Annotated in this window: 15 protein-coding genes and 1 pseudogene; 12 read left to right on the top strand and 4 right to left on the bottom strand. The window is 41.6% G+C overall.

The window, feature by feature from the left end; translation table 11 throughout:
- Positions 1 to 28 precede the first annotated feature (28 nt).
- A pseudogene (locus F946_RS11180) lies at positions 29 to 573 on the top strand (cysteine hydrolase family protein).
- Between the two features lie 69 nt (positions 574 to 642).
- Here the strand turns inward: F946_RS11180 and F946_RS11175 are convergent.
- A complete protein-coding gene (locus F946_RS11175; RefSeq protein ID WP_004982321.1) occupies positions 643 to 1,152 on the bottom strand; it encodes a hypothetical protein in 510 nt (169 codons plus the stop codon).
- Between the two features lie 429 nt (positions 1,153 to 1,581).
- On the opposite strand from F946_RS11175, the gene F946_RS11170 reads away from it, so the two are divergent.
- The 4 genes from F946_RS11170 to F946_RS11155 all read left to right on the top strand — a co-directional run bounded on the left by F946_RS11170 (position 1,582) and on the right by F946_RS11155 (position 5,603).
- Positions 1,582 to 2,748, top strand: coding sequence for an ATP phosphoribosyltransferase regulatory subunit (locus tag F946_RS11170; RefSeq protein ID WP_004982318.1), 1,167 nt, complete (start codon positions 1,582 to 1,584; stop codon positions 2,746 to 2,748).
- A 69-nt stretch (positions 2,749 to 2,817) separates the two neighbouring features.
- Positions 2,818 to 4,137 (top strand): adenylosuccinate synthase, encoded by a 1,320-nt coding sequence (locus tag F946_RS11165; RefSeq protein WP_004982316.1) that lies wholly within the window; start codon positions 2,818 to 2,820, stop codon positions 4,135 to 4,137.
- 200 nt (positions 4,138 to 4,337) lie between these two features.
- On the top strand, positions 4,338 to 4,643 hold the full coding sequence (locus F946_RS11160; protein ID WP_004696180.1) for a hypothetical protein: 306 nt from the start codon (positions 4,338 to 4,340) through the stop codon (positions 4,641 to 4,643).
- 186 nt (positions 4,644 to 4,829) lie between these two features.
- The gene (locus F946_RS11155) at positions 4,830 to 5,603 is read left to right on the top strand and encodes a M48 family metallopeptidase (protein WP_004982314.1); all 774 of its coding nucleotides are present in this window, start codon (positions 4,830 to 4,832) and stop codon (positions 5,601 to 5,603) included.
- Between the two features lie 124 nt (positions 5,604 to 5,727).
- Here F946_RS11155 and F946_RS11150 read toward each other — a convergent pair whose 3' ends face one another.
- Positions 5,728 to 6,777: an NADP(H)-dependent aldo-keto reductase gene (locus F946_RS11150; RefSeq protein ID WP_004982312.1), complete on the bottom strand. Its 1,050-nt coding sequence runs from the start codon at positions 6,775 to 6,777 to the stop codon at positions 5,728 to 5,730.
- A gap of 203 nt (positions 6,778 to 6,980) precedes the next feature.
- Entirely contained in the window at positions 6,981 to 7,688 is a 708-nt protein-coding gene (gene crp, locus F946_RS11145) for a cAMP-activated global transcriptional regulator CRP (RefSeq protein WP_004696183.1), read from the bottom strand.
- A 147-nt stretch (positions 7,689 to 7,835) separates the two neighbouring features.
- Between crp and F946_RS11140 the strand changes: the two genes are divergently transcribed.
- The 3 genes from F946_RS11140 (at position 7,836) to F946_RS11130 (ending at position 12,742) form a co-directional block, all read left to right on the top strand.
- Complete coding sequence (locus F946_RS11140) at positions 7,836 to 8,258, top strand: OsmC family protein (RefSeq protein WP_004982311.1); 423 nt, start codon at positions 7,836 to 7,838, stop codon at positions 8,256 to 8,258.
- A 390-nt stretch (positions 8,259 to 8,648) separates the two neighbouring features.
- Entirely contained in the window at positions 8,649 to 11,228 is a 2,580-nt protein-coding gene (gene clpB, locus F946_RS11135; protein ID WP_004982310.1) for an ATP-dependent chaperone ClpB, read from the top strand.
- 227 nt (positions 11,229 to 11,455) lie between these two features.
- Complete coding sequence (locus F946_RS11130; RefSeq protein ID WP_004982307.1) at positions 11,456 to 12,742, top strand: DUF945 family protein; 1,287 nt, start codon at positions 11,456 to 11,458, stop codon at positions 12,740 to 12,742.
- A 123-nt stretch (positions 12,743 to 12,865) separates the two neighbouring features.
- Here the strand turns inward: F946_RS11130 and rlmKL are convergent, their stop codons facing one another.
- A complete protein-coding gene (rlmKL, locus tag F946_RS11125) occupies positions 12,866 to 15,070 on the bottom strand; it encodes a bifunctional 23S rRNA (guanine(2069)-N(7))-methyltransferase RlmK/23S rRNA (guanine(2445)-N(2))-methyltransferase RlmL (RefSeq protein WP_004982304.1) in 2,205 nt (734 codons plus the stop codon).
- 231 nt (positions 15,071 to 15,301) lie between these two features.
- Here rlmKL and F946_RS11120 point away from each other — a divergent pair, with 231 nt between their 5' ends.
- The 4 genes from F946_RS11120 to F946_RS11105 all read left to right on the top strand — a co-directional run bounded on the left by F946_RS11120 (position 15,302) and on the right by F946_RS11105 (position 19,822).
- Entirely contained in the window at positions 15,302 to 15,655 is a 354-nt protein-coding gene (locus tag F946_RS11120) for a hypothetical protein (protein WP_004982301.1), read from the top strand.
- Between the two features lie 286 nt (positions 15,656 to 15,941).
- Positions 15,942 to 16,958, top strand: a complete 1,017-nt coding sequence (locus tag F946_RS11115; RefSeq protein WP_004696193.1) for an aspartate carbamoyltransferase catalytic subunit — start codon at positions 15,942 to 15,944, stop codon at positions 16,956 to 16,958.
- Between the two features lie 10 nt (positions 16,959 to 16,968).
- Positions 16,969 to 18,204: a dihydroorotase gene (locus F946_RS11110; RefSeq protein ID WP_004982299.1), complete on the top strand. Its 1,236-nt coding sequence runs from the start codon at positions 16,969 to 16,971 to the stop codon at positions 18,202 to 18,204.
- Between the two features lie 160 nt (positions 18,205 to 18,364).
- On the top strand, positions 18,365 to 19,822 hold the full coding sequence (locus tag F946_RS11105) for an OmpA family protein (protein WP_004982295.1): 1,458 nt from the start codon (positions 18,365 to 18,367) through the stop codon (positions 19,820 to 19,822).
- The last annotated feature ends 97 nt before the right edge of the window (positions 19,823 to 19,919 follow it).

The following is a 19,919-nucleotide window of genomic DNA, read 5'->3' as shown; positions in this document are numbered from 1 at the left end:
CTGAAATGAAGATGAGAGGGTGATTAAAATGGAAAAAACAGCATTGATCGTTATTGATGTTCAAAATGATTATTTCCAAAAGGGAAGATGGAGTTGTATCAGGCTGAGCAGGGAGTGAAACAGATTAATTTACTAGAAAATGCATTTTTAGAAAACGAACAACCCATTATTTATATTCAACATATTTTTAATCAACCAAATGTACCATTTTTTGAAGCTGGCACGGTGGGCGTTGAATTACATTCAGGCTTAAAAATGCAAACAGACTCTATTGTGGTTGAGAAGCATTATCCAAACAGTTTTTTTCAAACCAATTTGAAAGCTAAATTAGATCAGCTTGGTGTGGAAAAAGTAGTAATTAGTGGCATTATGACGCATATGTGTGTAGATGCAACCTCACGTGCGGCTGCTGAGTTTGGTTATGACCCTGTTGTAATCGCAGATGCGACAGCGACACGTGATTTGAGCTATGCAAATAAAACCACACAAGCGAGTGATGTACAGACTGCATGTTTAGCTGCATTTCAAATGTTTGCGACAGTGATGTCCGTCGATGAATATTTGAAACGATAATCCTTAAATTTGAATTGTCATAATCGAGCAAAAGCACACAAAGGATTATGTGTACTTTGCTTTTTACATTTATTCTTCGTTTAAAAAGCCTTCTTTAATTTCTTTAGGCAGATCTGCGTGCCACCATGTATAAATACTGGCTTTAATTTCTTCATCTTCTTCAGGGTCATTTAGAGGTTCATCATCTTCACGAACCAGTTCATCACCTTCAAATTTGAACCAAAACTCCCAAGGATCATCATCACCGCAACCCCATGCTTGCGCATGGATGTCTGGAAGCAAGGCTTTCAGGAAGAATAAAATCGCTTCCATGAACTCATCACCTGACGAACCATGGACAAAGTGTGCGATGGAATAACCCGCGAGGGAGTATAGCGATTCAGGACCTAAGTCAAACTCGATATTATCGACGGTATTTAAAATATCTTCGGCCAGTTCAGCACCATGTTCTGGGTTGATGTCACAAACTAAAGCCGTAAATTGACTCGCATCACCGCGATGTTCTTGAAATAATCGGTCTAATTTTGACATGATTTGAGCATCTGAATGCTTGTAATATAAGTTGCTGTGCATTTCCATCGAATTTTCCCCAAGTAAAAAATATGTGATTAAAAGTGTTATCTGTATAACGCCGTTGTATTTATTGTTGCTGTTAAATTGAGCTGAAGTATAAAAGAATGTGCCTTTTGTGCAAGCATAGGTATAATTGGAAATAAAATATAAAACAAAGTCTTATATGAATTTTTCCAATCTGTGCAGAGCACTAGGATGAGTTAATATTCTTTATTCTGATACTTGGGCATTGTCTAAAGTCAAGTTTTGAATGGCTCGCTCAAAATCGGTAAGAATGTATAAAGTTGTTAACGATGACATCGAAGCGATAAATTAAATTTTCCGAAATTGTCTAATGCACAGCACATTGTATCGTGATAGACTAAGAGAAATCGGGTGTGCCCCGATTTTTTTATGCGGATTCGTTCCGCGCAGACAAGATTTTAGGTTTACAACATGCCCATTTCAGAGACATGGTTATTACCTGATGGTGTAGCTGATGTACTACCAGAACAGGCGCAAGTGATTGAAACTTTGCGTCGTCAAGCATTAGATTTCCTCGCAACTCGAGGTTATCAGTTGGTGTACACGCCATTCATTGAATACATCGAATCGTTATCTTCTCTATCAGAATCGAATCAAGATTTAGACTTAGCCACTTTTAAAGTGATTGATCAGCTTTCTGGTCGTTTGCTTGGTGTACGTGCAGATATGACACCACAAGTGGCTCGTATTGATGCGCATGTACATCCAGTTGAAGGCATTGCTCGTTATTGCTATGCAGGAACAGTCCTACATACCAAACCACAAGGCTTTAATACCACGCGTACACCTTTGCAGTTAGGTGCTGAGCTATTCGGTTCAGACAGCATCGATGCCGATGTTGAACTGATTGATGTGATGATCAGCCTGCTTGAAAAAACAGGTTTTGCAGACGGTATCCATTTAGATTTAGGCCATGTGGGCTTATTCCGTAGTATGGTGAAGGTTGCGGGTTTAAACAAAGCGACTGAACGTCAACTCTCTGATTTATACCAACGTAAAGCTCTGCCAGAATTGGCAGAATTTACCCAAGATTTAAACTTTGGTGCTGACTTTTATACTTTAGGTCGTTATGCAAGTGACTTAGCTGCCTTGCAAACGCATTTAAGTGCAGAAGTTATTGCCGATGTAGAATTTAAGCACGCTTTTGATGCATTAAAAACCACACAATCTGAGATTCAAGCACGTTGGCCAAATCTTCAGATGGGTATTGATGTGGTTGAGCTACGTTCGTATCACTACCATACGGGCTTAATGTATGCCGTTTATGCACCAAACCGTGCTGCGCCATTGGCACAAGGTGGACGCTATGACGGGATTGGTGAGCACTTTGGGCGTGCACGTCCAGCAACGGGCTTTAGTTGTGACTTATATGCACTTAGTGCAGGTCGTTTTCAGCAAAACAGTCTTGTGGTTGCACCCAAAGGTACCCAAACAGATTTGATCCAAGCGATTGAACACACGCGTGCTCAAGGCATGAGCGTGATTCAACTTTTGGGGCAGGATGATTTAACTACGCTTCCATATGCAACGCACCAGTTGGTGAATGTTGCAGGTCAATGGACTGTAGAACAAATTTAATCACTTCTTCAGGTAAGCTAAAACCTGAGAAGTTCTTCAATTTTAACAGCATGATGCAATGAGGCTATTATGGGCAAGAATGTTGTGGTACTCGGTACCCAATGGGGCGACGAAGGTAAAGGTAAAATCGTCGACCTGCTCACAGATCAAGCGGCTGCGGTCGTTCGTTATCAAGGCGGACATAACGCAGGTCATACACTTGTCGTTGGTGGTAAGAAAACTGTATTACACCTCATTCCATCTGGTATTTTACGTGAAAACGTACTGTGCTTAATTGGTAATGGTGTGGTGCTTTCTCCTGCAGCGCTCATCAAAGAGATGGACATTCTTGAAAAAGAAGGCGTGCCAGTTAAAGAACGTCTACGTATTTCTCCGAACTGTCCACTGATTTTGCCAAACCATATTGCACTTGACCAAGCGCGTGAAATCAAGCGTGGTAATGCGAAAATTGGTACCACTGGTCGTGGTATTGGCCCTGCCTATGAAGACAAAGTTGCACGCCGTGCAATTCGTGTTGCAGACTTGGTTCGTGGTGGCGAGCATCTTAAAGCTCAGTTAACTGAACTTCTTGAGTACCATAACTTCCAATTAACGCAATTCTACGGCGTAGAAGCAGTTAAATTAGAAGATGTACTTGCGCTGTGTGATCAATGGCGTGAAGTGGTTGCACCACTTGTGATTGATGTCACTACAGAGCTGCATAATTACCGTAAAAACGGTGATAATATCATGTTTGAAGGTGCTCAAGGTTCACTTCTAGATGTTGACCATGGTACATATCCGTATGTAACTTCTTCAAACACGACTGCTGGTGGCGTAAGCTCAGGTTCTGGTTTGGGTCCATTACATCTTGACTATGTATTGGGTATTACCAAAGCATATACAACACGTGTAGGTGCAGGTCCGTTCCCAACTGAGTTGGTTTATGACGCTGCAAATGACGTAGGTGATGCTATTGGTAAGCACTTAGGGACTGTAGGTTCTGAATTTGGCGCTTCTACAGGTCGTCAACGTCGTTGTGGTTGGTTCGATGCTGAAATCCTTCGTCGTTCTGTAGACGTAAACTCACTTTCAGGTATTTGCTTAACTAAACTTGATGTTCTTGACGGTTTAGAAGAAGTGAAAATCTGCATAGGTTACGAAGCTGCTGATTCTGGTTGTGTTGGTTCTTCTGATGCGCTTGCATTTGAAACTTTAAAACCAATTTACGAAACGATGCCGGGTTGGTCTGAGTCTACCTTTGGTGCGAAATCAATGGATCAATTGCCACAAGCGGCGATCAACTATGTAAAACGCATTGAACAATTAATCGAATGCCCAATCGATATCATTTCTACAGGTCCAGACCGTGAAGAAACGATTGTTTTGCGTCATCCATTTGACGCTTAAGCGATAAAGCATTGAGTAAAAAACCCTGTCTCGTACAGGGTTTTTTATTTGTGCGATACATTTGTACATGAGCTTGATAGGTATTGATTTAAGCTACTGAGCTGGAATGATTTTCCCGACTAAAGTTGCATGAATAAGCACGACATAATGTATAAGTGCTTGTTAGAATAAAATGCATAATAAACAGATGAGCAGGCAGGATGCAAAAGAATATCGCGGGAACTATTTTTTACTCACTACTTTTTGCTATGGGTGGTGCGCCAACAATCGCGATGATGATTATTCAAGGGCAAACCACCGATCCAGACGTGATTTATAGTGCGCTCATTGGATTGTCTGTGATTATTGCTTGTATCTTGGTGCCGATCATTCTGCTCCAAAATGCATTTCTGTTTGCAAAGCGTAAAAGTGCGACCCTTGAGGAAAAAATTGAACCCTTAAGCCACCTGTATTTGGGTTTAAATATCCTGTGTTTGGTTTATTGGCTTTTAATTCAGTTTATGTAAGTAGGTTTAAGGTGGCGTGTAGATAAAGCTTTACCGCTGAAATTTGGCTTATTGTACTTAATTGTGAAGATGTTTTTACATAATTGCTATGATAAAACGCGGTGATGATATTTAACACTTTAAATCTATTCAATATAATTCAGCACATTATGTAAAATGCTTTGAGATGGATGGAGTTAAGCAATAATGAAAAATAAAATATTAATGAGTTTGTGTGCAGCAAGTGTGGTTACAATTTCAGGTTGTGCAACTTTTGCGGAAGTGGCAGGTGCAGACACTGCAACATTAAATGCAGCAGCAACCCAAGGCTTCAACAAAACAGTGAATGAAGCGCGAAGCACAAAGACCTTAGATACCTCATCTACGACCTATAAGCGTATTTATGGTGTATTCAATCGCTTGAAGCCATATGCCGATCAAATGAATCAAACTGGAACGAAATTTGACTGGCAGTTGGCAGTACTTAAGTCAAATCAGGTCAACGCCTATGTTGCACCTGGTGGTAAGGTGGTGTTCTACACAGGTATTGTAGATAAATTGAACCTAACTGATGCTGAAATTGCAGCGGTGATGGGACATGAGATGGTCCATGCTTTGGAAGAACACTCGAAGAGTAAAGTGGGTGCTCAGGCATTAACGGATTTGGCCTTGGGAATTGGTCTAAGTGCAGCAGGTGTAGGTCAAACGGGTTCAGCAGCAGCGCAGCTAGGTAGTCAAATTGGTATTGGTTTGCCTTACTCACGTAGCCTAGAAAGTCGTGCAGACCAAGGTGGCTTAATGTTGATGGCTAAAGCAGGCTATAACCCTCAAGCCGCAATTAGTCTGTGGGAAAAAATGAATAAGCTTGATGGAGCAGGCGGCTCTTCATTCCTGTCGACGCACCCATCAAATAGTCAGCGTATTGAAGCAATGCGTAAGAACTTAGCCGCTGCTCAAGCGGTTTATAATCAAAGACGTTAATTTGTTTTGAATAAAAAAGGACGCTAAGGCGTCCTTTTTTACTATCTGTTGATGATTTTGAAAATCATCAACTATTTGTGACAGGTGAAGTAGTGCTTCACCTGAATAGCTAATTAAGAAATATCTATGGTGCGGGATTAGGTTGTTGCTGATGAATAGCTTGAATACCCTGTAAAACATCTTCGGATAAATCAATCTCAAAGGCCTGAATATTTTCTTTCAACTGGTCTAAGTTGGTCGCCCCAATAATCGTACTGGTCACAAAAAATTGCTGCTTGATAAAGGCTAAAGCCAGTTGTGTCGGCGTTAAACCATGACGTTCAGCCAGTTGTGCATACTGTTCTGTTGCCCATTCACTCTCTGGGTTGCTGTAACGACTAAAGCGGCTGAAAAGTGTCACGCGAGCATTCGCTGGGCGTGCACCATTACGGAATTTACCTGTGAGATAGCCAAAAGCGAGTGGGGAGTAAGCGAGTAAACCAACGCCTTCATATTTCGCAATTTCTGACATACCAATTTCATAAGTACGGTTCAATAGGCTATATGGGTTCTGCACACTGACAAATTTAGATAGACTAAGCTGTTCTGCAATTTGTAGAAACTTCATGGTGCCCCAAGGTGTCTCATTAGATAAGCCAATATAACGAATACGCCCTTTTTGAATCTCTGCTTCTAGTGCTTGTAGTGTTTCTTGCAAAGAGGTCACGGTTTGCGTGTTATGAGCTTCACTGTTTTCATAGCCTAATTTACCGAAAAAGTTGGTTGGACGTTGTGGCCAGTGTAGCTGATATAAATCGATATAATCGGTCTGTAAACGCTTTAGGTTGCCATCTAGAGCCGAAGAAATGTCACTTGCATTAAAACGAGTCTGTCCATCACGGATATGACTACCACCTTGCGATGGCCCTGCAATTTTAGAGGCTAGAAATAACTTGTCCCGACCGCCGCGTTGGGCAATCCATTGGCCAATAATACTTTCGGTTGCACCTTGGGTTTCAGGTTTTGGAGGAACAGGGTACATTTCCGCAGTGTCCCAAAAGTTAATGCCTTGCGCTAAGGCATAATCAAGTTGTTCAAAGGCTTGAGCTTGAGTGTTTTGTTCACCAAAGGTCATGGTACCGAGACAAATTTCAGGAACCAAAATGCCTGTATTGGCTAAGGGTTTAAATTGCATTCAACATTTCCTTTTATGGACTGCGTTTTTTCGGTCGAATTAGGTTACACAGTTATGCCCAGTAGGTTAAATCACTATTTTTACAAAGTTTGTCATGATTTTGTCAAAGTAGGATTTTGTGAAAACAGCAATAGATTTAAAGACATAAAAAAAAAGCAAATCCTAAGATTTGCTTTTGGCTGTATCAGCTACGAAGAAAAGTCTTATTCTTCGTCTTCATAGTCATCAGCATTCGCTTTTGACTCTTCTAAAGAGGCATCAAAAATTAAGATGGCTTTACCATCAGTTTCGATCATGCCTTGCTCTTCGAGTGTTTTCAAAACACGACCAACCATTTCACGTGAACAACCGACAATACGTCCAATCTCTTGACGCGTAATACGAATTTGGCGGCCATTTGGTAAAATCATCGCTTCAGGTTGCGAAGATAAGTCGATTAGGCAACGTGCAATACGACCTGAAACATCGATAAATGCAAGGTCAGTCACTTTACGAGTGGTATTTTTTAAACGGCGAACTAGCTGTGCAAATACTGCATAGCTCAGGTCAGGGTATTGTTTGCTGAGTTCATGGAAGTTTTCATAAGTCACTTCAGCAATTTCGCAGACATCACGGGTACGCACTTCTGCAGTACGTTGTGAGTTTGCTTCGAATAGACCCATTTCCCCAAAAAAATCACCCGCATTTAAATAAGCGACCACGATTTCACGTTCATCGTCTTCACGCAGAATAATGGAGACCGAACCTTTTAAAATCAAATATAAAGATTTAGATTCTGAGCCTGCATCTACGATGGTGGTACGCTTAGGATAACGATTAATATATGCGCGTTTTAATAATGCTTTGACTGACTCGGGGAGTTGACCTGGAGACAGCGCATCAGTGCTTAATTGTGAAAAGCTTGAAGTCATGCTAACGGTTCCGAAAATGGATAAAATATAGATCGCACAGACCTAGGGTGAACTTGTCACACAGTCAGAGCTGAAATTCCTTATCAACTCAATTTATGTTAGTGTACAGTCACTTCGTCAATCTATAGCTTTTTTTAGGTACTTGCAATGCAAACAACTGTTCATTGGTTAGAGAATGTTGCTTTCGAAGCAAAAACTCAAAGTGGTCACAGTGTTATCATGGATGGATCGCCAGAATATGGGGGTGAAAATCGTGGTCCAAGACCAATGGAATTGATCCTGACGGGACTGGGTGGTTGCGCCTCTTTTGACATCGTGACCATACTTAAAAAATCACGCCAAGAAATTACCGATGTACGCTGTGAACTCAAGGCAGAGCGGGCAGATAGCATCCCTGCAGTGTTCACAAAAATCCACTTACATTTCGTGATTACGGGTCATGCGGTGAAGGAAAAGCAAGTCGCAAAAGCCGTGGAATTATCGGCAGAAAAGTACTGTTCTGCGAGCAAAATGTTGATGGATGGTGGGGTTGAAATCACCCATGATTTTGAGATTATTGAAGCAAATTAAAAGCTGACTTTTAAGTCATTTGAGGCTGATCTAGTGATCGGCCTTTTTCATGCTTCACGCTTTTGTTTTGATTCCGTAAACTGGGACACAATTCATCACACGAATAAATAGAAAAATGCGTTGCTTGTTTGATTAATAATTGATCAAATGATTTGGGTTGTCACTGATTGATAGGTCGTCGTGGTCTTTAATACATAAATAATCTAGGTTGACGCTTGAAAATAAGGCGGGTAAGACCCATCTTATAACCGAGTCTTATAAGTTTATTATTAAGATAAACTAATGAAAAATAAGTTAAAATGTAGAAAAATTAATTAAATTTAAATTGAATTTTGAGCAATTGTTCCCATATATCCATCAAGTTCGAAATTTGTTGTGAGGAAAACAAGAATGCGATTTGAAAAATTCACAAACCGCTTACAGCAAGCTCTCTCAGATGCTCAATCACTTGCAGTGGGGAAAGACCATACCGCAATTGAAGGTATTCATATCTTATCAACATTGTTAGAAGAAACCTCCAATCTGAGTTTGTTGCAACAAGCGGGTGCTAATTTACCTGCTTTACAAAGTAAATTAAAACAAGCACTAGCTGATGCACCAACACTGACAAATCCTACAGGTGACGTCAATTTAAGTTCAGAGGCTGTCAAAGCGCTGAATTTGGCAGATAGCTTCGCGCAAAAAGCAGGCGATGAGTTTTTGTCTACCGATTGGGTGATGCAAGCCTTGGCCGAAGTGGGGGCAACTAAAACGCTACTCAACAGCGTGGGCGTACAAGCAGAAAGCTTACGAAAAGTCATTTTAAAAATTCGAGGTGATGAGAAAGTCATGAGCAACAATCATGAAGATCAACGTGATTCTCTGAATAAATACACCATTGATTTAACTGAACGCGCACTTGCAGGTAAGTTAGATCCTGTGATTGGGCGCGATGACGAGATTCGTCGTACCATTCAAGTTTTGTCGCGTCGTACCAAAAATAACCCAGTGTTGATTGGTGAACCAGGGGTTGGTAAAACAGCCATTGTTGAGGGCTTAGCACAGCGGATTATTAACCGTGAAGTACCTGAAAGCTTACAAGGTAAACGTGTTTTATCCTTAGATTTGGGTTCATTGCTTGCGGGTGCTAAATACCGAGGCGAGTTTGAAGAGCGCTTAAAAGCAGTACTGAAAGATTTGTCTAAACAAGATGGTGAAGTCATTTTGTTTATCGATGAATTACACACGCTGGTGGGCGCAGGTAAAGGTGATGGTGCGATGGATGCAGGTAATATGTTGAAACCTGCTCTGGCACGTGGTGAGCTACGCTGTGTTGGTGCAACCACATTGGATGAATATCGCCAATTCATTGAAAAAGATGCTGCACTAGAGCGTCGTTTCCAAAAAGTGTTGGTCGATGAGCCGAGTGTGGAAGATACCATTGCGATTTTACGTGGTTTGAAAGAGCGCTACGAAGTGCACCATGGTGTGAAAATTTTAGACTCTGCCATTATTGCAGCAGCGAAAATGTCACATCGTTATATCACCGACCGTCAATTGCCTGATAAAGCGATTGATTTGATTGATGAAGCGGCTTCTCGTATCAAAATGGAGCTGGACTCTAAGCCAGAAGCTTTGGATAAACTTGAGCGTCGTTTGATTCAATTGAAACTGCAACTTGAAGCAGTGAAAAAAGATGAAGATGCAGGTAGTCGTGCGGAAGTCGCTCACCTTGAAAAGCAAATTAGCGAAGTTCAACAAGAATACAATGATCTAGAAGAGGTTTGGAAAGCTGAAAAAACCTTAGTTGAAGGTACCAAACAAGTTCAAGCTGAATTAGATCAGGCTCGTATTGCGTTGCAAAAAGCGCAGCGTGAAAACGACTTGGGGGAAATGTCGCGTCTTCAGTATGGTGTGATTCCAGAGCTGGAAAAACGTCTCAATGAAGAAGAAGTCGTTGAGGAAAAAGAAGAGCCAAAACTACTGCGCAACAAAGTCACTGACAATGAAATTGCAGAAGTCGTTAGCGCTGCTACGGGCATTCCAGTGGCTAAAATGATGCAAGGTGAACGTGAGAAACTTCTCCATATGGAAGAGTTCTTACATAACCGTGTCGTTGGGCAGGATGATGCTGTAGTTGCAGTATCCAATGCGGTTCGTCGTTCGCGTGCGGGCTTGTCTGATCCGAACCGACCAAGCGGCTCGTTTTTATTCTTGGGTCCAACTGGTGTTGGTAAAACAGAGTTGACCAAAGCACTGGCAAACTTCTTGTTTGATAGTGACGATGCCATGATTCGTATCGACATGTCCGAGTTTATGGAAAAACACTCTGTCAGTCGTTTGGTGGGTGCACCTCCTGGTTATGTGGGCTACGAAGAAGGTGGTGTGTTAACCGAAGCTGTACGTCGTAAACCGTATAGTGTCGTGCTGTTCGATGAAGTGGAAAAAGCACATCCCGATGTGTTTAACATCTTGCTCCAAGTGTTGGATGATGGTCGTCTAACGGATTCACAAGGTCGCGTGGTTGACTTTAAAAATACCGTGATCGTCATGACATCGAACTTAGGTTCGAGTGATGTGCGTGAGTTGGGTGACAATCCTTTGGATGAAGAAGTACGAGCAGTGGTGATGAATGCCGTGACGCAACATTTCCGTCCAGAGTTTATCAACCGTATTGATGAGTTAGTGGTTTTCCATTCACTCAAAAAGGCGCAAATTCGTGGTATTGCCGATATCCAATTGGATCGTTTACGTGATCGTTTGGTTGAAAAAGATATGCGTTTAACGGTGGATGATCAAGCCTTTGACTTATTGATTGACGCTGGTTTTGACCCTGTTTACGGTGCACGCCCATTGAAACGTGCCATCCAGCAACAGGTTGAAAACAACTTAGCGCAAAAAATATTGTCGGGTTACTATGTGGCCGGAGACAATATTATGATCACTGCACATGATGGTCAGTTGAGCTTTGATAAAGTGAAAATGAGTTAATCATTTAAACGGTTCATTGAAACTAAAAAACCCAGCTTCGGCTGGGTTTTTTTTACGTGATAGAAATGTTAAAAGATGACACTTTTAAGCCAAAATGTGACGTAAGTTTTCACATTTATGTGATGGGTATGGCATCTAAGGGATTTATTTGCAAAACAATTATCTTTATTTAAAGATTCTCTTTATAATTTATTTTAATAAAAAACAAACAACTTGAGATAGAAGAAATGACTCAATTGAAGTGGGGTATTGGAGGCGTACTTACGCTTGCTGTGGTCGCAGTAGGGGGGAATCTTTATGCGGATAAAAGTTTGAAGGCTTATTATCAACACAGCACCAAACAGTCGAATGATTTAAAGTTGCAATATCAACAATTTCAAATGGGTGCTTTAAATGGCAGTGCGAACTGGACCGCTGAATTAGTACTAGACCCATGTAAACCGAAAGAAGTGATCCAATTGAAGGGGCAGGATCATATTCAACGGAGTTGGAATGGATATGCGATTCGTTCAGATATTAACATTACTCAGGCACCCGGCGCACTTCAGTCCTTGTTGAAGGAACCACTTAAAGTACAAAGCAAAGTGAATTGGTTCGGTACTTTGAATAGTACCTTGACTACGCCAGTGATTACCCGCAATGAAGCTCAACTCCAGTCTAGATTAGACCCGATGACATTAAAGTTTCGTGCAAAACCAATCGAGCAACAGTTAAAGATACTGGATTTACAGCTTGAAATTCCGAATCTAACAGTCACCGATCCAAATATACATTTGCAAATGGTGGGGCTAAAGCTAGAAAGTAACCAAGGGCTGAATGGTGAGTATCTTGAGGCGGGTGAAACCAAAATTAAGATGGATCTGCTGAAAATGTCAGATCGAGATATCAATAAGCCCATCAATGCTGAACTGAAGAATTTTAGTATAGAAACGCAAAGTGAACTGACAGATCGAGTTGTAAACACTGAAATGTTATTGCGTCTAGATGAAATGAAAATGCCTTCAGCACCCGCAGTCCAAAACGTACAGTTTAATTTTAATGTGCTCGATGTAAACCGACAAAAATTACAGACGCTGTTTGATATTTTGGCGAAAAGTGAAAACAGTTGTTTGGCAAAAGAGGCTGTGGAAAAAGATATGGAGCCTGCTTTATTGGCAGTGATCAATGAAGGTTTCCGTTTTGAATCCAAAGAGAACCAATTTGCTATCGGGGAAGGGGTTGCACAAGCGAGTGTGACGGGGCGTATTATGCCGAGTCATCAATCGACGGTGATGGGTATGGTGAAAATGATGCCGAGTTTAATGGAATACAGAGCAGATGTTCAGTTTGATAAAAATATGATCTCGCGCATCATGAATAATTATCTGCAAAAAGGTGGCATCAGCATGTCTGATCAAGAGATCGAAAGCATGCTTTCGACGATGCAGAGTTCAGGGCAGGTGAAACGTGAAGGGAATGTCATGAAAATGTCAGTTGATTACAAATATGGGCAAACCAATTTCCTGACTGAATAATGCAAAATATGATGATCTAACATAATAAAAGGGACGTATTTCGTCCCTTTTTTATATCTGAAAATTGTCTAATGCAAAATCTAGCGAAGATGAAATACCAGCGGGTATTTCATCTTCAGTGCATTAGTTTTTTGGATGGGTAATTTTCCATGCACGGTGGATTTTTTGATTGCGCTTGAAATCAGGCCCAATGGTTTCATTGGTAATTTCTTCGACATCAAAGAACGCCAAAATTTCTTCGTCCATTTCAAAACCACGGTAGTTGTTCGAGAAGTACAAGGTACCATCCGTAGTTAAACGGTTCATTGCACGTTTAAGCAATGATAAATGGTCGCGTTGTACGTCAAAGGTACCGTAGAACTTCTTCGAGTTTGAGAAAGTCGGTGGGTCAATAAAGATCAGCTCATATTGCTCATGACCTTCTTTTAACCACTCAAAACAGTCGCTGGCAAAGAACTGATGTTGTTCATCAGCATGATCGACTGTTAAGCCGTTCAAGACGAAGTTCTCTTTAGACCAGTTCAAATATGTATTTGAAAGATCGACGCTGGTGGTACTTGCCGCACCGCCTAAAGCTGCATGTAAGCTGGCTGTAGAGGTATAGCTATAGAGGTTCAAAAAGTGCTTACCACGCGCTTCTTGTGCAATGCGTAAGCGGATTTGACGGTGGTCTAAGAACAAGCCAGTATCTAAGTAATCAGTTAAGTTTACTAAGATTTTTGCTTTGCCTTCTTGCACGATAAAACGCTTAGAAGCAGTACTTTGCTTGGTATATTGAGTTTTACCTTCTTGGCGAGCACGTGTTTTGATAAAGATCGCATCACGACCAAGGCCAGTTACTGCACGAATCGCCTGTAAAGCAAGATTGAAACGTTTCTTGGCTTTTTCAGGATCGATTTTTTTCGGTGGCGCATATTCTTGGACGTGTAAACGTTCACCATACAAATCGACTGCGACGTTAAAGTCTGGAAGGTCAGCATCATATAAACGTAAACAGTGAATGTTTTCTTTTACTGCCCATTTCTTTAAGGTCTGCATGTTCTTTTGTAAACGGTTAGCAAAGTCTTCAGCGCCTTCAATTGCTTCAAATTGCTGAGGCTGCCATGTTTCCAAGAATGGCTTAATCACTGCAACAGGTTTAACTGAACCTGAACGCACGTAAATTGGCAATTTACCATTCATCAAACGCATGGTTTGCGGGTCATTCAGCGCCAATACATCGGCTTGCTCGACGGCTGCTGCGATGACGGCTGCGGTCTGATTTGGGAAGTTCTTTTGCAGTAAAGCAGATAAGCCTAAATATAAAGCACGGTTTGAGGCTTTATCACCCAAACGCTCACCATAAGGTGGGTTGGTCACAATAAAGACTGTTTTTCCTTCGGCTTCAAAGTTTGGCCAATCGGCTAAAGTTCGTTCTTCGATTTGGATCTGGTCAAGTACACGTTCAAAACCAGCAGCAATAATATTTTGCTTGGTGGCTTTTACCGCTTCCCAGTCTGCATCAAACGCGTAGAACTTAGGGAGAGGTTGTTCCAAGGCTGTTTGATGGCGTTCAGCTGCTTCCGCTTTAATGCTCATCCACAGATCATGATCATGGCCATTCCAGCCATTGAAACCGAAACGACGAACTAAACCAGGTGCGCGGTCAGTCAGCATCATCAATGCTTCAATAATAAACGTCCCAGAACCACACATTGGGTCAAGGAAAATATCGGGTCTTTTTGCAAGGAGCTTAGCTTTTTGTAAAATCGCAGCGGCTAAGTTTTCTTTAATTGGGGCATCGGTCATATAACGACGGTAGCCACGTTTATGTAATGAATCACCAGATAAGTCTAAACAGTAGGTGTGTTCAGTTTTTCCTGCGAGTGCATAAATGGTAATTTCAGGTTGCTTAATATCAATACTTGGACGCTTACCGACAGCTTCCATGAATGAATCCACGATACCGTCTTTTACACGTAAAGTTGCAAACTGGCTGTTCACCTTAATTTCACGTTCAATATGTAAACGAACGGCGAAGGTGCTTTGTGGTGCAAAAATCAGCGACCAATCAAAGTTCATTGCACCTTCATAGAGCTCTTCAGCAACATCACGAGCATCATGGCTAAATTCCAGCTCATGGACATGAATTGGTGTGAGTACACGCGACGCAAGACGCGACCACATACAAATGCGATAGGCATGTTCCAGTGTACCTTTGAAAACTAAACGCCCAGGAAAACGTTCAATGTTTTGAACACCTAAACCTTCTAATTCTTCTTGGAGTAAGGTTTCTAAGCCATCGGCACACGTAACCCAATAGCTGCTTAAACGCGAAGCGGTTTTCATAAATTTGAGAGACCAAAATAAAACAAAATAAACTCGCTAAAGTTTAACGTATTTTGCCTCTGAATGGTTTTTTAAATATGCTTCTACTCAGCGGAAATATCAAAATAAATGAATCACCATGTGAACAATAACGTTTTTGGTACGTATTTTGCTAAATCCTTGCAAGTTTAATTTACTGACTGATTTCTGCTAGATCGTCAGTAAATATTTTTCACTTGAAAGGGGATGAATATGTCGACCAAGTTAGATTGCGGTGTTGTAAGTCATGCTGATGCTTTTTCAATTGCAACTTTACTTTATGCACGTTTGCGCCGTGTATCGGGGCGTGTAATTGATGTGATGTATTTGGTGGAAAATCCAAGTTATGCACGTCAGATGGCAGAGCTTGCTTTAAGTACAGAAGATGCTGAACTGATTCGATTGGTGAGTCGTTTAGACAGTGTCATGGATGTTTTTAACTATGAAGAAACCGCCGTGATCGAAAAACCTAGACAGGTCGACACGACACGACATGAGTTGGAAGCCACTGAAGAAGAAATCTACCGTGCCCAGGTGTCACATCACTATATTGGCGCTTTACGATAAGAATCGCTGAAGTTGGATCGCTCTCGCAAGAGAGCTTTTTTAAATGTCCGCTTGGGATAAATGAGATAAGAAACTCTATAGAATTGATATTTATAGCAATTTGATGAACTCTGAATTTAGCTAATTTAGCCTTTGATGGTTTAATTTAACTGGTTGAAATAATAGATAAGAATTTCATAATCTTAGTTTTGAAGCCGATGATAATTAAGGCAATTGTTTTAAACTGAGGTCCAAATCAAAAAGAAAATCTGTATAATGCGTTAACTTAACGTACAAGGAATCTCTCATGCACTTGGCAGCATTGCATACTCCGAGTCAGATTCAACTCAATCAAGATGGTCATCTCAAACACTTCCTCACCATCGAAGGTCTTTCTAAAGAAACTCTTACAAAAATATTGGACACCGCGCAGTCCTTTTTTAATGACCAAAATCAGCTGATTACCAACAACCTCTTAGAAGGTCGAACGGTAATGAACCTTTTCTTTGAAAACTCAACCCGTACTCGTACCACTTTTGAAGCAGCGGCAAAACGCCTTTCTGCAAATGTATTAAATATCGATATCGCACGTTCAAGTACTTCCAAAGGGGAGACGCTCAGAGACACTTTATGGAACTTAGAGGCGATGGCTGCGGATATTTTTGTGGTACGTCATTCTTCGTCGGGTGCGGCACATTTTATTGCTCAAACCGTTTGTCCACACGTTGCAATTATCAATGCAGGTGATGGCCGTCATGCGCATCCAACACAAGCTATGTTGGACATGCTGACCATTCGCCGTGAAACCAAAAAGAAATTTGAAGATATTTCAATTGCCATCATTGGTGATATTAAACATTCACGCGTAGCGCGTTCAGATGTTGCTGCATTACAAACACTGGGGTGTAAAGACATTCGCGTAATTGCACCGAACACGCTGCTGCCATATGGTTTTGATGAATATGGTGAAGGTGTACGTTTATTTAATAACATGGAAGCAGGGATTCAAGACTGCGACGTGATTATTACCTTACGTATTCAAAATGAACGTATTGATTCGCCTGCGCTGTCATCTCAAGCTGAATTCTACAAAATGTACGGTTTAAACAAAGAACGTCTTGCGATGGCAAAACCTGATTGCATCGTGATGCATCCGGGGCCTATGAACCGTGGTGTCGAAATTGATTCCAGTATTGCTGATGGTCCACAATCTGTGATTTTAAATCAGGTGACCAACGGGATTGCTGTACGTATGGCAGTTTTGGCGCTTGCAATGCAAGGTCAACTGCAAGAGCAAGGTTTGTTAGACGCGATTGCGGGATAAGGAATAAGTCATGACTGTTGTAAAAATTGAAAATGTACGTGTTCTTGACCCAATTCATCAAACAGATGCGGTTCAAACGGTGTATATCGAAAATGGCAAGTTGGTTGCTGAAACAGCCAATGTCACTGAAACAATTGATGGTCAAGGCAAGTGGTTGATGCCAACCATGGTGGACTTATGTGCACGCCTACGTGAGCCAGGTCAGCAACAGCACGGGACATTAAAATCAGAAGGTCGTGCTGCGCGTGAAAATGGTATTTTGCATGTGTTTACACCGCCAGACTCAAAACCGATTGTGCAAGACAATGGTGCTTTGATTCATGGTCTGATGGAAAAAGCGATGCTGGATGGCGGCATTTATCTTGAAGTGATTGGTGCTCAAACCCAAGGTCTACAAGGTAACCAACCTGCAAATATGGCGGGTCTCAAAAAGGGTGGTTGTACAGCCGTTTCAAATGCCAATGCGCCTTTTGCAGATGACGATGTGGTGCTGCGCACTTTAGAATACGCAGCTGGCCTTGGTATGACGGTGGTGTTTTATGCCGAAGAGCCGCAAATTGCCAAAGATGGCTGTGTCCATGAGGGCTTTGTGGCATCGCGTCAGGGCTTACCAACCATCCCTGCGATTGCTGAAACGATTGCCATTGCCAAGTATTTGCTAATGATTGAAGCGACGGGTGTTCGTGCTCACTTTGGCTTATTGTCTACAGGCGCTTCTGTCGATTTGATCAAAATCGCTAAAGATAAAGGCCTGCCAGTCACATGTGATGTGGCAATGCATCAGTTGCATTTAACAGATCAGCTGATTGATGGCTTCAACTCACTTGCACACGTCCGTCCGCCGTTACGTGCTGAGTCGGATAAAGAGCTCCTGCGTCAAGGCGTGAAAAGTGGCGTGATTGATGCGATTTGTACGCATCATGAACCGCTGAGCAGCTCTGCAAAGCTAGCACCATTTGCTGAAACACAGCCGGGCATTACCGCTTTTGATACCTATGTAGCTTTTGGTGTGCAATTGGTACGTGAAGGTTTATTCAGCCCTTTGGAATGGGTCGAAAAAGTCACGATTGCACCTGCCACGGTAGCCAATATGCTTGAACGTTGGTCTGTTGAAGCTGGCTGGGTGTTGGTTGATCCTGAGTTAGACTGGATTGTGAATAAAGACAATATTTTGTCACAAGGTAAAAATACACCTTTGATCAATCAAGTGGTGAAAGGAAAAGTTATAAAAACTTTTGCAGCTTAAATATTACCTTAAACGTGGATTAAAAAGTCAGCTTCGGCTGGCTTTTTTATTGGGCCTAGGTAAAACTGATGCAAATACAATATTTTACAAAGTATAAAAAATGAACAGATAAACTGAAAAATGACGATGAAAACAATGAGAAAAAGTGGGGTAAGACTTCATGAATGTCGATTTTATGGATTTACTAAAACAAAATGTCTCTGCAATTGTTTTAGAGGGTGATACACAACATTTACTTGAAAAAAATCAAGCAATTCAATCCTTTTTACCAATTTTACTGTCTATATTAAAGTCAAAATCTGAACTGATTCCTGCATTTCAGCAGCAGTTGAATCCACGTCTCAATGATGCTTTTGCCTCGAATGTCAGTCTCAAGCAACAGTTTTTGGAGCATGTTCGCGGGGCAGCACCCGCAGATGAAATTGAAAGTACCTTGAGCCGTTCGATTACACCTGCATTAGCATTTTTAGCCACAGAGGCAGGCTCTTCAGAACCTGAAGCGATTTCTCATTTACTACAGGTCAACACAGATTCCATTAGTCGTGCGTTACCTGAGTGGGCAAGCGCGTTACTGGCTGGATTAGGGGTAAATACCTTACAAGGACAGGCTACACATGTCGCACCTGCAAGTGTACATGCCACAAAAGTAGATGAGAAACGGTCATTTTTACTGCCAATTTTGGCTTTAATTATTTTTGCGGCATTGTTTGCTTTTATTTTTAGGGCCTGTACCGAAAAAGCCACGACTGAAACAGCACCAGTTGCAAATGTGAATGCCAGCCAACCTGCTAAATTTCAAATCACCACAGGGGCAACAGGAGACTTGGTCACTTGCCAAATTTTCTCAGCCAATGCAGCTTATGTTGAAATTTTACAAAAAGAAGTAAAGCAAATTTTTAATAACAGCATCGGCTGTGGTGCAGATATGCAGAGTATGTATCACACTGAATTTATCGACCAAGATGCGATACCCAGTGTAATCAGTGCATTGAAAGGTGTGCCAAATGTAAATTTAACATGGTTTGGCAATCAGTTATCGATTCAATCACAAGATCCAGCCAATGCACTTAAAGTGGCAGATCAAATTAAACCTTTACTGCGTAATATGACAGTTGTGACTCAGCAAGCACTGGATGTCAGCCGTGCCGTGGATACCAGTATTAGTGATGCTGAGCGTGCACTGGCAGAAATTAATCCTGAGCAAGTTCGAGCATTAGACGTTGCCACGGCATTGAATTTGCAAATTATTAACTTTGATACAGCTTCATCGGCGATACCTGATGTCAATAAGTCGATTTTGGATCAGGCCGCGGCACTGATGCAAAAAGCACCTCAAGTCAAACTGACCGTGATGGGGCATACAGATGCAACGGGAGATGCGGCAGTCAATAAAACTTTGTCGCAAAATCGAGCGCAGGCGGTGGTGGATTATTTAATTTTTAAAGGCGTCGATCCTGCACAGTTGCGAGCGATTGGTTATGGCCAAGAAAAGCCAATTGCAGACAATCAAACCGATGAAGGTAAGTTTAAAAACCGCCGTATCGAGTTTGAGGTTTTAAATACAGACTCTGGTGTGGTGCGTGAAGTGGATGATCGTGGTGTTGAAAAGGTTAATTAAGCGATGTTTTAACCCTGCTACGGCAGGGTTCTTTTATATAGCTACTCGCATAAAAGCTTATTTTTTGGTTAAATACGCTGCGAAAAACAACAGCCTT

Origin of the sequence: Acinetobacter johnsonii ANC 3681 (assembly GCF_000368805.1) — a bacterium.
GTDB classification, from domain to species: domain Bacteria; phylum Pseudomonadota; class Gammaproteobacteria; order Pseudomonadales; family Moraxellaceae; genus Acinetobacter; species Acinetobacter johnsonii.
This window is presented reverse-complemented; position numbering and strand designations above follow the sequence as displayed.